Source organism: Psychrobacter pulmonis (assembly GCF_904846465.1).
GTDB lineage: Bacteria > Pseudomonadota > Gammaproteobacteria > Pseudomonadales > Moraxellaceae > Psychrobacter > Psychrobacter faecalis.
Genome location: NZ_CAJHAT010000003.1, coordinates 277929 through 293785, shown reverse-complemented (window position 1 = coordinate 293785; position 15857 = coordinate 277929). Strand labels below are relative to the sequence as shown.

General features: G+C 44.3%; 16 protein-coding genes. 4 read left to right on the top strand and 12 right to left on the bottom strand.

Annotated elements, in window-relative coordinates:
• Positions 1–334 precede the first annotated feature (334 nt).
• A complete protein-coding gene (locus JMX70_RS07565; RefSeq protein ID WP_191689982.1) occupies positions 335–1165 on the top strand; it encodes an ion transporter in 831 nt (276 codons plus the stop codon).
• On the opposite strand, the gene JMX70_RS07560 is transcribed toward JMX70_RS07565, so the two are convergent.
• A complete protein-coding gene (locus JMX70_RS07560) occupies positions 1162–2463 on the bottom strand; it encodes an ABC1 kinase family protein (RefSeq protein ID WP_201590922.1) in 1302 nt (433 codons plus the stop codon). The two genes, JMX70_RS07565 and JMX70_RS07560, sit on opposite strands and share 4 nt — an antisense overlap.
• Positions 2464–2630: 167 nt before the next feature.
• A complete protein-coding gene (aroQ, locus tag JMX70_RS07555; protein WP_068405182.1) occupies positions 2631–3164 on the bottom strand; it encodes a type II 3-dehydroquinate dehydratase in 534 nt (177 codons plus the stop codon).
• Positions 3165–3674: 510 nt separating this feature from the next.
• Between aroQ and JMX70_RS07550 the strand changes: the two genes are divergently transcribed.
• Complete coding sequence (locus JMX70_RS07550) at positions 3675–3890, top strand: cold-shock protein (RefSeq protein ID WP_068405185.1); 216 nt, start codon at positions 3675–3677, stop codon at positions 3888–3890.
• Between the two features lie 221 nt (positions 3891–4111).
• Positions 4112–5266: a DEAD/DEAH box helicase gene (locus JMX70_RS07545; RefSeq protein WP_068405376.1), complete on the top strand. Its 1155-nt coding sequence runs from the start codon at positions 4112–4114 to the stop codon at positions 5264–5266.
• Between the two features lie 108 nt (positions 5267–5374).
• Here the strand turns inward: JMX70_RS07545 and JMX70_RS07540 are convergent, their stop codons facing one another.
• The 8 genes from JMX70_RS07540 to ilvA all read right to left on the bottom strand — a co-directional run bounded on the left by JMX70_RS07540 (position 5375) and on the right by ilvA (position 12368).
• Positions 5375–6337 (bottom strand): sulfite exporter TauE/SafE family protein, encoded by a 963-nt coding sequence (locus JMX70_RS07540; RefSeq protein WP_201590919.1) that lies wholly within the window; start codon positions 6335–6337, stop codon positions 5375–5377.
• A gap of 169 nt (positions 6338–6506) precedes the next feature.
• Positions 6507–6746, bottom strand: a complete 240-nt coding sequence (ccoS, locus tag JMX70_RS07535; RefSeq protein ID WP_068405191.1) for a cbb3-type cytochrome oxidase assembly protein CcoS — start codon at positions 6744–6746, stop codon at positions 6507–6509.
• Between the two features lie 166 nt (positions 6747–6912).
• Complete coding sequence (locus JMX70_RS07530) at positions 6913–7689, bottom strand: YdcF family protein (RefSeq protein WP_201590916.1); 777 nt, start codon at positions 7687–7689, stop codon at positions 6913–6915.
• Positions 7679–8827, bottom strand: a complete 1149-nt coding sequence (gene murB, locus JMX70_RS07525) for a UDP-N-acetylmuramate dehydrogenase (protein WP_201590913.1) — start codon at positions 8825–8827, stop codon at positions 7679–7681. Before murB ends, JMX70_RS07530 begins: the two co-directional genes overlap by 11 nt.
• A 143-nt stretch (positions 8828–8970) precedes the next feature.
• The gene (locus JMX70_RS07520; protein WP_102077558.1) at positions 8971–9468 is read right to left on the bottom strand and encodes a low molecular weight protein-tyrosine-phosphatase; all 498 of its coding nucleotides are present in this window, start codon (positions 9466–9468) and stop codon (positions 8971–8973) included.
• A gap of 191 nt (positions 9469–9659) precedes the next feature.
• A complete protein-coding gene (locus JMX70_RS07515; protein ID WP_144296251.1) occupies positions 9660–10100 on the bottom strand; it encodes an RNA-binding S4 domain-containing protein in 441 nt (146 codons plus the stop codon).
• Positions 10101–10274: 174 nt separating this feature from the next.
• Positions 10275–10622, bottom strand: coding sequence for an excalibur calcium-binding domain-containing protein (locus tag JMX70_RS07510; protein WP_201590910.1), 348 nt, complete (start codon positions 10620–10622; stop codon positions 10275–10277).
• A gap of 192 nt (positions 10623–10814) precedes the next feature.
• Positions 10815–12368, bottom strand: coding sequence for a threonine ammonia-lyase, biosynthetic (ilvA, locus tag JMX70_RS07505; protein ID WP_201590908.1), 1554 nt, complete (start codon positions 12366–12368; stop codon positions 10815–10817).
• A gap of 373 nt (positions 12369–12741) precedes the next feature.
• On the opposite strand from ilvA, the gene rpiA reads away from it, so the two are divergent.
• Positions 12742–13401, top strand: coding sequence for a ribose-5-phosphate isomerase RpiA (gene rpiA, locus JMX70_RS07500; RefSeq protein WP_201590905.1), 660 nt, complete (start codon positions 12742–12744; stop codon positions 13399–13401).
• A 159-nt stretch (positions 13402–13560) separates the two neighbouring features.
• Here the strand turns inward: rpiA and argF are convergent, their stop codons facing one another.
• Together argF and alr are read right to left on the bottom strand one after the other, a co-directional pair.
• Positions 13561–14484, bottom strand: coding sequence for an ornithine carbamoyltransferase (argF, locus tag JMX70_RS07495; RefSeq protein WP_144296248.1), 924 nt, complete (start codon positions 14482–14484; stop codon positions 13561–13563).
• Between the two features lie 207 nt (positions 14485–14691).
• Positions 14692–15816 (bottom strand): alanine racemase, encoded by a 1125-nt coding sequence (gene alr, locus JMX70_RS07490; RefSeq protein WP_201590903.1) that lies wholly within the window; start codon positions 15814–15816, stop codon positions 14692–14694.
• Positions 15817–15857: the final 41 nt, after the last annotated feature.

Genomic DNA, 15857 nt, shown 5'->3' with positions numbered 1-15857 from the left:
GTTGTTTATAGTGCGTATAAAAAGTTAGTAGGCTATGCCTTGTTAACAACTTTTCATACTTGATAAGGTATTGTTATTATATGATTGTGCGGTTAATACAGTGTAATAGACCTATCGGCAAGTTAACGATATGTATGTCGTTTGGCGCGCTTTTTTGCTACACTGCTATCTTCTTTGTCTTGAGTGACTATTGCCTAAGGCGATGGAAACCGCTAGTAAAATATTGGCAGTATTATAAACCACTTTAGCGCATTTTGACCAACCTTAGCTTGCCCATATCAGCTTAAAGCGTTCGGTTTTTTATAACCATTGATTTTGTGACTATACCGACTTTATGAAGCAACCAACCGCCGAAGCCATTACCCATTTGCGTAACCGCATTCATATCATTATCGAAGGCACGGATACCCGTTTGGGTAAGCTGTTTGATATCGTATTGTTGATTACGATTTTGGCCAGTGTTGCCGTGGTAATGCTCGATAGTGTGCTATATATGCGTTTGCAATATGGTACGCTATTTCGTTATGCAGAATGGTTTTTTACCATTTTATTTACCATTGAGTATATTTTAAGGTGGTTTTCGGCGCCCAATCGCTTTCGTTATGCGTTTAGTTTCTTTGGCATCGTAGATTTACTGTCAGTATTACCCAGCTATTTAAGCCTTGTATTTGGCGGCGTCCAGTATCTGCTCGTCATTCGCATCCTGCGTATCTTACGGGTATTTCGGGTACTCAAGCTCAATACCTACATGCAGCAAGCGGGCTTTCTTGCCTCAGCACTTAAAACCAGCCAACAGAAAATCACGGTATTTTTCTTATCACTCGTTTTGCTCGTCACCATTTTTGGTTCGGTTGTCTATGTGGTAGAAGGGCCGGAAAATGGTTTTACCAGTATTCCTATCTCTATTTATTGGGCAGTGGTGACGGTTACGACCACGGGCTATGGTGATATGTCACCAAAAACGCCAATCGGCCAAGCAATTGCATCGATGGTGATGATCACCGGTTATGCGATTATTGCCGTGCCGACAGGTATTTTTACCGCCGAGCTGGCACGTAACATGCGCCCACAGCTAAACCCGATTGCCTGTCCAAACTGTGGCAAATTCGGTCACGCCGTAGGAGCGGATTTCTGCGATCGCTGCGGTCATGCATTGCACGTTTAGTAGTCTATGTATTCTGCCACCAGTGGCGATAAGTCGATAATCACGCCTAGATTGACCAAATTCCAATATTGACCTGAAATGGTACGGTCAAGCATCATCGTCGTTGCTGATGGCTGAAACTGACCAAAATACTTTAACGACGTGCGCATTTGGGCAATGGCTTCATGATGGGTTTGGCTGCTGCCAAAATCAAAAGGGCCTTGCTGATAAGGTTCTATGGATAAGGGTTTAAGTCCAATCTCTAACCACTCTTTATAAAATTCACCCGGCACAACTTTATCATCATCGCGGCGGATATCAAGGGCAAGCAAGTCTTGCTCAAGCGCGGTCACATCGCCTTTTAAGGCATGCTTAGCAAAGCGGCGAAATAATTGTACTTCGCTGTCACTATAACTGCGGATACCACCAAAATCATACGCCACAACGCTACCATCGGTGCGAAAAGCAAAGTTGCCAGGGTGGGGGTCACAGTGCATACGATATAAACCAAATAGCTGTCCGGCGCTAAAATGAAACAGGCGCTTAGCGATTTTTTGCTTAACGTCGTTATCCCATGTCGCAGCGACGGTAAGCGGCTCACCCATCTCCTCGGTCAAAGTTAAAATGCGTTTGGATGAATGGCTACTGATCACTTTGGGGATAATTAGCCCTTCATCATCAGCATGAAAGGCGCCAAATACCTGTAGATTGTGCGCCTCTTTAACGTAGTCGAGCTCGTCATGCAAACTTTGGCGAATCTCATTAAACAGCTGCTCTTGTAACTGCTTACTCATATTGAGCACGCCAGCTATTTTTAGCGCCATGCGTACTTGTTTTAGATCGCTATCGCAGTTTTCATCGACATCAGGATACTGCACCTTTACCACCACCCTTTGTCCAGAGGGCAAAATCGCTCTGTGCACTTGGCCGATTGATGCCGCGGCAAATGGCGCTTCTTCAAATTGGGTAAATAACTCAGCAATAGGCGCTTTTAATTCACGCTCAACTTGCGCGCGTATTTGACCATAAGGCATCGGCGGCGCGTCTTTTTGGAGTTTCTCTAAAGCGGTCGCGACTTCAGGCGGAAACACGTCTTTATATTGGGAGGCGATTTGTCCCACTTTCATCACCGCGCCTTTCATTTCACCAAGCGTTTCAGCGATTTGCACACCGACGTCTTGCATCAGCGCTGAGCGCGCTTCTAGACGTTTTTCTTCGTCACTTGAGAGGTGCTTTAATGAGTTTTTAGCAGCTTTACCGGCAATACTTGCGGTCATGCCAGCGAGTTTCATAAAGCGTTTTCCGGACGATTTTGCCATTCATATCACCATATCGTGGGTTGTTTTTCATGCGCTCATATTATTACTTTCATCATATTATTGCTGTTTGACTAATGTGCCAAAAGCAACTTGATCGCAACTTCAATGCTAATAGTCTTGTGCTTATTTGACGTTTTCTTTATATAGATAAAGTCATAATCTCTACGTTAACCGTCTAATTTTAAAGCATAAGTATGGGTTAGCCAATAATCCAATGCCATCTGATAACCCAAATGCCCGAGACCGCAAATCACGCCGACGGCTATATCGCTTAAATACGAATGCTGCCGAAACGGCTCACGAGCATGAACATTGGATAAATGCACCTCTATAAAGGGTTTTTGTGTTGCCAATAGCGCGTCGCGTATCGCCACTGAGGTATGGGTAAAAGCGGCAGGATTGATAATAATTGCATCTACTTGTACAGCGGTTTCTGCTAAAAGACCATAATATTGAATCTCATCGACCAGTTTGCCCTCATGGTTTGATTGGATACAAATCAGCTCGATACCGTATTTGGCGGCACGCTCGATCAAGTTTTTCTCAATATCAGCAAGGGTCGTATGGCCATAGATTTCTGGCTCACGTTTACCAAGTAGGTTAAGATTAACGCCATTGATCAGCAATAATTTGTGCGTCAACGTCTTATCATTTTGTTGTAGATTGCTATTTGCTTTTATTGGCTGAGAAGTGGTTGTCATAGTTATAGTTGGCTCTGCAATTATTAAGGTAAGTGGGTTGCTATTATTAAAAATAAGCGGCGCCGTACTTTTATGACGGTGCTTTTTTGAAATTTTAAGAAAGAAAATACATCAAATATACGATGTTTTAGACCTTTATCATAACAGTTTGTCAGCATGGTTATAAAAATAACCGCAAAAACTGCCATAAGGGCTAAAAATCATATGAAAAGTCTTTATGTTGCCAAAAACCCATGCTATGATATTTTTTACGCAACAAATATTACTTATTTGTTGCTAGTGCTGATATAAGCAAATAATATAATGCTTAGAGTATTTTGATAGTTGCTTATGTTGGTGAGGATGAATTTACTATACGCTGATTCATAAAGAGAGTAATAACAGGCTTTATGAGGCGATGATGGTATGTAAAGTAGTACTCTTACATTTTGATTTCATAATCTTCAACCCCGTTTATATGCAATGTCGCAAAGGAATTTGGGGTTAAGTGACTTTTTAGGAAGTAATATTATGTCAGCTCGTGAGCAAGGTATCGTTAAGTGGTTTAATGACTCAAAAGGCTTTGGTTTCATTCAACGTGATAGCGGCGAAGATATTTTTGTCCATTTCCGCGCGATCCAAGGTGATGGTTATCGCTCTTTAAAAGATGGCGAAAAAGTCGAGTTCAGTGTGGTTGAAGGCGAAAAAGGCCTGCAGGCTGAAGAAGTCAGAAAAGTAGAAGAGTAATCGCTACCGACATTAATGCCGTTTGGCTATAATGTCGTTACAAACTACTGATATACTACTAAGTCAAGCCCGTCTGTCTTGCCTATGTTGAATAAAACGCAGCATATTTGGTAAGTTTAGATGTTAGGCTTGGCTTTTTTATGCATGCTTGTTTTATTGTTTGTCTGCTTAGCGCAGATATGCTATTAATGGCAGGCAAATTATACAAAAGGATATTTTTTTTGAGTACTTTTAAGACGTTTACCGATTTGCCGTTATCAAGTGCCACTTTGCGAGCTGTAAATGATTTAGGCTTTACTGAATTGACACCCATTCAAGCACAGATATTACCGCATACATTGGCAAATCAAGACGCTATCGGACAGGCGCAAACCGGTACTGGCAAGACGGCAACGTTTTTATTGACTATTATGGAAGCACTGCTTAAGCGCCCCTTTGCTGCCGATGAAAAACGCTATTTGGGCGAGCCAAGAGCCGTTGTTATGGCGCCAACGCGTGAGCTTGCCCAGCAGATATTTGATGACTGTATTGCTCTGACCAAATATACTTCGCTTCACAGCGTTTGTATCATGGGTGGTACCAATTATGAAACTCAGCAGCATGAGCTTGAGCGCCAATATGTCGATATCTTAATTGCGACTCCAGGGCGTTTGATTGACTTAATGCATAAAGGCATGGTTTATCTCGATCGCGTGGAAGTGTTGGTGTTAGATGAAGCGGATCGTATGCTCGATATGGGTTTTATCCCAGATATCAAACGCTTGGTTGGTCGTATGCCGCCGAATACTGATCGTCAAAGCTTGCTGTTTTCTGCCACCTTTAACCAAGATGTGATGAATCTTGCCTATCGCTGGTTACATGAGCCAGAGTTTGTAGAAATTGAGCCTGAGCATAAAACCAGTGAATTGGTCGATCAGCATTTTTACTTATTAACCGAAGATCAAAAGCTCGCCGCGGTCGAGCGTTTTATCACTGATGAGACAGTAGAGAAGGTGATAATTTTTGCCAACCGTAAAGACCAAGTGAAGCGTTTGTATCATAAGCTGCGTCAAGCGCATAAAATCGTCATGTTATCAGGAGATGTGATTCAGCAAAAGCGTGAAAAATATCTGCAACGCTTTAAAGATGGTCATGCTTCTGTGTTGGTGGCAACCGATGTGGCGGGGCGCGGCATTCATGTGGATGATGTCAGCCATGTGATTAATTATACCTTGCCAGATCAGCCAGATGATTACGTACACCGTATTGGTCGTACGGGACGCGCCGGACAAACCGGTATCAGTATCAGCTTTGTAAGCGAAGACGATGCTTTTAATATCCCAGCGCTAGAGAAGCATTTGGATACCAAGTTTCGTCTTCAACAGTGGCAGGAATGATTTTATTAAAACAACTTTTATTTTGATAAATATTGCTGCATAAAAAAGCCCTTAACGTCATCATGATGTTAAGGGCTTTTTTATAGGGTCATGATATTTTTTATGCTGCTATTGAGCAGTTTCTGGCATAGCTTCATGAGGATGGCTATTCATTTGCTGCTCATCTGTCATATTATGCATATTGTGATTCATAGCGTTATCTGCATCATGTGGCATATCATGCATTGAGCCATTCATAGCGGGCGTCATCTCGTGCTGCATGTTGTTCATATTATGATGGGCGGTGGTCGCTGTTGTCGCTTCAGAGGAAGTATTGCTATCGGCCATCATAGCGGCGTGGCTGCCATGATTCATTTGAGCATGCTCGCCATGTCCATTACCGCCGCCGTGGCCACCATGCATGCTAGCCATTATCATAGGAACAAAAGCAACCGCTAAGCCAGATAACACCATGATAGCGCCATTAATTTGTCTTAAACGCATACGGCCAATTTTTTCACGTAGCCAACCGACCGTTTCGTGGGTAGCCACTAACATCGGTACAGTTCCCAAACCAAAAACAAACATCAATGCCGCACCGCCTAGTGGATTATGAGCAACGACAGCGATAAGTAGCGCACCATAAACCAAGCCGCAAGGTAAAAAACCCCATAATAACCCTGCCGCTAAAGCACGCGGAAAGGTATTAAGTGGAAATACTTTTTGGCGAAGCGGACTAAGGAATTGCCAAAAACGCATGCCGACGCGCTCAAGTTTGGCTAAAAATGGCGCGCCAAGCATGGTGACGCCCACAAAGACCAAGACCAAACCTAATAAGATACGAGGCATACTGTTGCCCGTCATCAACGGCGCTAAAACAGTGGTGCCAACAAGTCCAGCAACCAAGCCCAAAAATGCGTAACTGCTTAAACGCCCGAAATGATAAGTCGCTATCAAAGCACGGCGCTTAGCAGGGCTGACATCTTTCATCGATAAACTAAATGCCGCGACCAAACCACCACACATGCCTAAGCAATGCGGTGAACCTAAAAATCCCATTAGTAATGCCGCAACGAGTAAAGCTGTGGTCATGGGGGTCTCTCCTAAAAATGGTAAAGGGTGAGCCTGCTTTTATCCTTGCCCTAAAGAAATGATAAAAACAGTCAGGTATAAATGAGATATAAAAGGCTAAAGGATTGAGTTTTATTGATAGATATTTGCTTTATTAAGACGATATCGGTAAAAGGTGAATCGGTAGCACTCAATCGTCGATTCTGTTGGAGTCTGCTGGATCATTGGTTTGCGGCGCTTGAGGGGTATTCTCGTTAGGTTCGTGGGCTTGAATGGTTTGGCGACGCTCTTGTCGGTCATCCAAGATAATGCGCTGCGATGCATTATCTAAATCTTCAAATTGGTTTGATCGAACCGCATAGCGTATTGCCCAGATAGCGACCACGAACAGCATTAAACTTAAAGGAATTAATAAAAATATACTGAGCATGGCAAACCTCTTTCATAGCAGTTTCTTATATTATACACTTATTGCAAGTGTTATAAATGTTCTATAAAGTTCAAAAATAAGACAGTGGATAATGGGGCAATAGTAGGTACCTAATGTTATTAAAACTAAAACTAAAACTAAAACTAAAACAGTAAATGCCAGCTGGCTATTGCTCAGTAGGGTTTTTAGCGACATTACCCCTTGGGGTTAATAGTTGCTGCGAGGTCACATCATTTGCTTGGCGACAGTTTGTTTGCGGACGAATGACATCACGTAAGTAAGCGGCAACTTCATAAACTGCCCGCCGCGAATGGCTTAAGTTTTGCGCTGGTTCCATCCAATCACGCCGTACCGGTAAGGGCGCATTAATTGGCGTACTATTAATGCCATTTAAAGCAAACTGTCTGCGCGCGCGCGCCATGTGATAGCTATCGGTGATAAGGTACACATGATACAGAGGAATGCGCTTGGCAGTAAAACGCGCATTTTCACAGGTATTCATACTGGCGTTTTCGCTGATAAGCCCGTCAATTCCATGGTCAATAAGCCACTGACCAAGCCAAGGCGCTTCGGCGCCGCTCAGGACAATAGGTAGCGGCAAGTCATGATAGGCGGTAGCTGCTGTACGGGCGCGATTAAGGCTATAACTATTGAGAATAGTTTGATTGTTATTGTCATTGGTCAAGCCGCCGCCCAACACCACATAAGCGGTCGGCGGAGAACTCATGGCGGCAGGTGGCATCTTTGGTAAGGGTAAATGTGCTAAGAGATAAACCACCGCTTGCGAAAATAGCGGGGTAAACAAACTGATAAGAACGAGAATAACGGCCGTTGAGCCAAGCAAAAAAGTGGCATTAATAATACGAAACAGCTTTATCATACGCTCAGCTGAACGTAAGTAAGAGCGCCATAAGCGCTTGGACCATGATCGCTTAGACCACATGCTCATCAAATCCAATAGAGCCGTCAGCATTTACCCAAACCGGCTCGCGCGCCAATTCAATTGCAAACTTCTCATGAACAATGTCAGCGATATGCTGCTGCGCTCTTGCCACATCCGCTTGCGTCGCTTGATATGGGCTGTGATTAGTCAACACTAACGCTTGCTGCTGATGGGTGAGTATTGGCGCTAAACCATGCCCCTTTAGACCAGCCTGTTCAATTAACCAGCCAGCTGCCACCTTAACCATGGCATCGGGCATTGGATAGCCAACGATGGTAGGATGGATGGCTTGTAGCGCTATAAATTGCGCTTGAGGAATAATAGGATTTTGAAAAAAGCTGCCGCAATTGGGTAGCTGCTTAGGGTCGGGCAGCTTCTGCTGGCGAATATCTATAATCGCTTGCATGACATCAGCAGGATTGGGCTGGCTGCGTCCTCGCTGCTCGGCATAGCGCTGCGCAACCGTCTGCACATCGCCGTAGCTGGCAAGGATTTTGCTGGGATCGGTATGCAGACGAAAACCAACGCACGTAATCAGCCAAGTATTGGGCGCACGCTTAAAGAGGCTGTCGCGGTAGCCAAACTCACAGTCTGCTGCTGTTAGCTGATGCCAAGTTTGGCTTGGGAGATGATAGGCACGCACATACTCTAGACAGTCTTCTAACTGCACACCGTAAGCGCCGATATTTTGTACTGGCGCCGCGCCAGTCAGACCCGGTATCAGTGCCAGATTTTCAAGACCGTACCAACCTTGAGCCACCGTATGCATGACCAAGTCGTGCCAATTTTCACCAGCCATCACTTCGATATCGACATAACTGTCTGTCTGCGCTGTCACCCTAATACCGCGCATCTGTGGCCGCAAGACAATCGCATTTAGCTGTGCGGGCAATAAAACGTTACTGCCGCCCGAGAGCACAAACAACGGCTTAGTAGGTGCTGCCTCTTTTTCATAATTTGCCATAAAGGCATCAAGCTGTGCCTCATCCGTTAGTGTGACGACCACATCCGCTACAGATGCTAATGCCATGGTATTGCTATGCGACAAATCGACTAAATTATCCTGCGATATATTCACTGCAAGATTGGTTGGTGTCGCAGGTTGAGCGCTGAAATCATGGCGTAAAGCTGAGGTCATAACATAGCCTATAGGGCAAATAAACAAAAAATCATGCGGTGTTTATTATAAAGGATGAGCGGCATAAAAGTAGCAGAAATATAGCACTTTATCGCTAACTATTATTGAGTGTGGTTAAACATTTAGCGCTAAGAACTATTAAACTAAGCAGTTTTCCAACTTTCAATCCAAGCTTGTGAACTGGATTCAATACGTTCAATCACTTCTTCGAAAGCATCGGCGTCCCCTTGATAAGGGTCTGGTACATCGTCGCCGCCGTAAGTTGGGTCTTCTTCACTAAATAATGCCAGTTTGGCAAGCTTGCCATCTGTATCGCTGATACTGTCTTTTATGGCTTGTAGGTCAGCTAAGTTTTGCGCATCCATCGCCAAAATTAAATCAAACTTACGAAAATCATCAGCGCTCACTTGACGCGCGACCAGCTTATTGATGTTATAACCATGGGCTTTGGCGTGGCGCTGTGCCCGCTCATCTGGCGCATGACCAATATGCCAGTCTCCCGTACCTGCTGAATCCACTTTCATCGCCAGCCCTGCAATCGCTGCTTGCTGACGGAAAATCTCTTCGGCGGTCGGCGAACGGCAAATATTCCCCAAACAAACCACTAGAACAGAGGAAGGAGTAGACGCTTTGATTGGCATATAATGACCTTTTATCACAACAAAAAAACATGCCATCAAGACCAGCATAATAATGCGGTTGCTTAGCATGTTATCGAATAAATGAATTGGTGGTTAGCGTAACGGTTAATACCTTGAATGGCAAGAGCAGAGGTAAACAATAGGGTCACGCTAGGCAATAAATAATAGAATACTGCTGTTACTGGCAGCCTTTATTCTTGCTTGTTTTTAAAGCGTTGTAAATCACGACGCTCTTTTTTATTGGGTTTATTATCAGGGCGGGCAAGATTGGCCAGTTTGCGCTGTTCGGCATAGTAGGCGCGGCGCTCTTCGCTTTCTTCAGTCTCAGAATACAGCGCTTGGGCGGCAGTTGCATTACCACGTTGGGCACTTAGCGCTTCGACAATCACAGTTTTTTCAGTCATGGCGGTGGCTGAGCCTTGGCGAATACTGAGTTCATCTCCGACCGTAATCTCTTTACTGGTTTTGACACGGCTCCCTGCATAATGGACGCGCCCGCTTTCGATAGCTTCTTTGGCAAGAGTGCGGGTGCGATAAAAACGCGCGGCCCATAACCATTTATCAAGACGCATACGTACCGTATCTGGTTGGCTATGGCTTGGCTGATTGTGGTTTTTGTTATGTTTACTCATCAAAACCTCATAAATATCAATAAACTAAGATAATAATGGTGGTTTTTTTGGGAATTAAAAGAGTGATAAGTGATTAAAGTTTTTCAAAATGGGTTTTTATGGTGAATAAGTAAAAAATTAGCCATTGTTATGACGGTCTTGTATTGCATGAATAGGAAGTCTAGAACTTAAAAATCAATGACACCACTGTTTTTCACAAGGAATGCCGTCATAGTTACCATCCATTTTTGTATTAGGACAGTGTTGTAGGAAGTAGGTTGCTTCGGCGCATGAGGTCATCTGAGAGCAATGTTGCCTGCCATCACAGGCAAAACTTGGTGCTGTTGGTTTAGGCGTTAATACTGGTTGTGACGTTAATACGGGGTTTACTGCCTGAATTGATGTTGCATCTGAAGCTGTGCCTAAATCGACGTACGTTGGCGGTATGTCATCCAAGTCAGTTGAGGTGAAAGCAGCGGCAGCTGAAGTATCAGCTGCAACATCAGTGGTAGGATTGCTAGTCGTGGTTTTAGGTTGCAACATCTTATAACTTACTAGTGCTAAAACCAGTAATAATACAAATATCACTATCTTTTGAATCACGGCTTACCACCTAGTAATAGTCACTACAAATAAATCAATTCTATAAGTAAATAGTCATTATTGATGCATCAGAGGCGGTTTTCTAATTGTTAAAAAACCGCATTGATAAATGAAATTTTACTTCTGCTTTGATTATTTTAAAAACAACTGATAACCAATGTTGTCATTGAGCATGGTGCAGTCATAACCAATATCAAGAAGCGCATCTTGTAGTTGGCGAGAGTTGCCCTCAGAGGCTTGCACACCGACCAGCACGCGACCTTCAGCAGCGCCATGATTGCGATAATGAAATAAGGTGATATTAAAGTCGTCGCCAAGTTTCTCTAAGAAAGTCAGCAATGCGCCCGGACGTTCAGGGAAAACTACGTTGAATAATTGCTCGTTTTCGACATGCGCATGACCACCGATCAAATAACGGATATGTGATTTGGCGATATCATCATCGGTTAAGTCGTGTGCTTCATAGCCATCGGCTGCCAATTGACTGCTAATCGTTTGACGCTCTTTGTCGCCTTCTTTTAGGGCGATACCGACAAAGATTGCTGCAGGTTCCATCGAATCTGGTGATTTTTTGCTATCGGCACGGTAGTTAAACTCGGTGATATTACGGCCATGTAAGCTACGGCAGAAGTTTAAGAAAGCGCCGGTTTGCTCAGGAATGGTCACGCCAAAGATGGCTTCTTTTTTCTCACCAATCTCAGTACGCTCGGCGATATAACGCAAGCGGTCAAAGTTCATATTGGCGCCGCAAATAATACCGACGCAGTTTTTACCTTGTAGGTTATGGGCTTCGATATATTTTTTCATGCCTGCAACGGACAAAGCGCCAGCAGGTTCAACGATACTGCGGTTTTCTTCAAAGATATCTTTCACCGCCGCGCAGACTTCATCATTGGTACAAGTGACCACTTCAGGCTCGACGACAGGACCTGATTTATCACTTTTTTGCATACGCACAATATCAAAAGGTAGCTCGCCAATTTGAGCGACTGCAACACCATCGACAAACAGACCGACTTGCTTAAGCGTGACTCGCTCATTTGCTTCAAGTGCCGCTTTTAATGAAGCTGATTGGTCTGCTTCTACAGCGATGACTTTGACGTGCGGCGCGACTTCACCCAAGAATGCTGCGACGCCAGAAATCAAACCGCCACCACCCACGGCAACGAATACATAATCCATGTTACGCCATTGCTGGGTTAATTCCAGACCAATGGTGCCCTGTCCTGCAATCACCAATTCATCATCATAAGGGGGAATAAAGGTTAAACCCTCAGTCTCAGCGCGATTGATTGCATAACGGTTGGCTTCATCAAAGCTATCGCCATACAAATCAACATTACCGCCGAGTGCTCTAACGGCATCTACTTTAATATCAGGGGTGGTGGTTGGCATGACGATGATGTTATTTAGGGCAAGCTTACGCGCTGAATAAGCAACGCCTTGGGCATGGTTGCCCGCTGAGGCACAAATAACGCCACGCGCTTTTTGCTCATCGCTCAATTGGCTAATACGGTTGTAAGCACCGCGTAGTTTAAAAGATTTTACTGGTTGCAGGTCTTCGCGCTTAAATCGAATATCATTAGCAAAACGTTGGGTCAGCTTGGGTGCAGCTTCAAGTGGTGTTTGAATGGCAACGTCATAGACGGTGGCTTGCAAGATGGCTCGTACCCAATGTGACAGCATAATAATTCCTAAACAGAGTGAAGATGAATAAAAGAAGTGCAAATGGCTATAAAGTCAGTGTTTATAAATTAGGCGCTATAAATAACTATAAACCAGTATAGATCAGCACAAAAACGAAATAGATTAGCCTATGCTGATTTTCGCTATCTTGCAAGACACAATTGCAAATTTTATAGGGAGTTTTTTTGAAGGTTAAAGGTCAAACCATCAATACATTAAAGTAAGTATGGGCTCTGAGAAGGGGCAATGAGTATTTAGAATGGGTTTTACGCTAACATCGCCTAAAGCCATCGGTTATAATAAGCGCGCATTTTACCTCTTTTATCATTTTAGCTCTTTTAAAGTGAGACGTTTATTTTTCCAAGGATTTATGATGAGTGATCAGCAAGCACAAAAGCAAGCTGCAGCCAAAGCTGCCCTAAGCTATATTGAAGATGACATGATACTTGGAGTGGGGACGGGCAGTACGGTTAACTGTTTGATTGAGTTGTTGCCGACACTAAGGCTTGCTGGCGCGGTTGCAAGCTCACAGGTCACCGAAGATAAGCTACGCGCTCTTGGTATCGAAATTGTTGATCTAAACTTTGCCGGTCAGCTTGATGTCTATATCGATGGTGCTGATGAGGTAAATGAGCATTTGCAATTGATTAAAGGTGGCGGTGGCGCGCTCACACGTGAAAAAATTGTCGCTGCAGCATCTAATAAGTTTATCTGCATGGTTGATGAAAGTAAAAGCGTTGAATGGTTGGGACGCGAATTTCCAGTACCGATAGAAGTGCTGCCACAAGCGCGCTCGTATGTGGCCAGACAATTAGCCCGTTTGGGCGCTGAGCCAGTGTATCGTGAAGACTTTGTCACTGATTATGGCAATGTGATTTTAGATACTTATGACTTAGATGTCAGTAATCCACTAGAGCTTGAGCAGCAATTAAACAATATCGTTGGGGTAGTCTGTAATGGTATCTTTGCTGCCAATCAAGCCGATGTATTATTAAAAGCGGGCAGTAATGGGGTGACGACTTTAACGCGCTAATGTATTATTGACAGAATTTAATGCTGTAACTTATCGCTAAATAAAGTCATAAACAATAAAAAGGCAGCGCATTAAAATATGCGCTGCCTTTTTCGTATCTGTTCATCTGCTGCTTGCTGGTTTAGCAAAATATCACGATATGTTTTTAATAACCTATTTTTAGGCAGGTAGCTTAATTTTGTCTTTTAATAAAAACTCCATCAAGGCTTTTTGCGCATGTAAGCGGTTTTCCGCTTCGTCCCAGACCACTGAGCGCGGGTCATCGAGCATATCGTGAGAGATTTCTTCGCCGCGATGCGCAGGTAAGCAATGCATAAATACCACTTCGGGGTCAGCTTTATCAAGCAGTGATGGCGTAACTTGATAGGGCGCAAAACGGCGTGCGCGAGTATTTTGCTCAGACTCTTGTCCCATACTCGCCCAGACATCAGTGACGATTAAGTTTGAATCTTTTGCTGCATCTTGCACATCTTCGACCAAGCTCACGCAATGTGAGAAGCGCTCCATCAGCTCAGGATCAGGCTCAAAACCATAAGGAGCAGCAACACGCAGCTCAAAGCCAAACTGATTGGCCGCTTGCATGTAGGAGGCGCACATATTGTTGCCATCGCCAACCCAAGTAACGATTTTGTTTTCGATACTGCCGCGATGCTCATAATACGTTTGCATATCAGCAAGCAGCTGGCACGGATGAAATTCGTCAGTCAGGGCATTAATAATCGGCACACTTGAGTATTCGGCAAAGGTTTCAACTTTTTCGTGGCCAAAGGTACGAATCATAATGATATCGACCATGCTTGAGATAACGCGCGCCGAATCTTCTAGCGGCTCACCGCGCCCAAGCTGCGTGTCGTTTGGCGACAGAAAGATAGCGCTGCCGCCAAACTGTCCCATACCCGTCTCAAATGAGATACGTGTGCGAGTGGATGATTTCTCAAATATCATGCCAAGCGTCCGCCCAACGAAGGGCTGATATATCTCGCCGGCATGTTGCATTTTGCGTAATTCACAAGCGCGTTTGATGAGGTTTTCTAGTTCTTGTTTGGTTAAATCAGATAGGGTCAAAAAATGGCGCAAACTCATAGTAATCCTAGCAGTCGATCACAATCGATGAAAAATCGATAAAAATGTTACGTTGTCAGTCAGTAATTATATCGCGTCAGTGCGTATACTGTGGTGACAACAAACTTTTAGTATAGCGCAATTGGGCTTAATGTAAATGTTCAATTTGCCATGATTTGGCGCTGTCTCTTTTATCTGGCAAACTGTCATGATGTTCATATCTAACGATTAGGATTCTGTTATGTTTCGAGTTGGGCGCGCGCTTAGGCGGCATAGCAGCTCATAGCTAATGGTTTCAGCATGGGCGGCGACTTCATCGACGTGCGGCGCGTCACCCCACAGTAATACTTTACTATTTAACGCCACGCTGTTTGGCACAGCGCTGACGTCAATGACAATCATATCCATGGCTACGCGTCCGATGACCGCACATGGGTAGCTTTGGTTGTTGGTCTCATCAATGACGCAAACATAGGCATCAGCACTCACCACGCGTGGATAGCCGTCACCATAACCGATGCTGACTAACGCTGTTTTGGTATCTTGCATCGCAGTCCAGCGGCTGCCATAACCAATGCCGTCACCTGCGTTGACTGGTTGTAGCGCGATGATTTGGGCGCTAAATTCCATTGCTGGCTGTAAGTCCAAATCACGCGCACTTTTATCAGTGACAGGCGTACTACCGTAAAGCATGATGCCCGGACGTACCCAATCGTGATGATGCTCGGGGAAATTGACGATACCTGCTGAGTTGCACAATGAGCCTTTTACATCGCTGCTCACCGTTTCTCGTAACGTCTGTAGCATGTCGTTAAAGCGCTGGATTTGAATGGCATTTAGAGGATGAGCGCGGTCGTCGGCATTGGCAAAGTGAGTGGTTAAAATCAGCTGATAACCGGTTTTATGCAAACGTTTGGCTGCTGGAATCAGCGTTTGGTCATTAAAACCTAAGCGGTTCATGCCAGTATTATATTTTAGCCAAACCACTCGAGTGGCGCTGGTAGTCGGTGGGGTTTTTTCTAATGCCCACATTAATTGCGGCTCATGATGAATCACGCAGCTGATATCATGCTCTATCGCTAGCTGCCATTCCTTGTCGGTAAATGCGCCTTCGATGAGACCAATGGTTTTATTCCAACCTAATTGACGGGCTTCTAAAGCTTCCATAAAAGTTGCAACGCCGATACCATCAGCCTGTTGCTCGCCTTGTTGCAATGCTGCTAGAACTGCAGCGACGCCATGACCATAAGCATTGGCCTTGACCATAGCAAGAACTTTAGCCGTCGGTGCCAATTTTTTAACTTGCGCCACATTATGAGTAATGGCGGCTGGTTTGATTGTGATAGTGCGCATAATTGCCTTCTTTATAGCAAAGTTATTTTTATTAGTAAAAC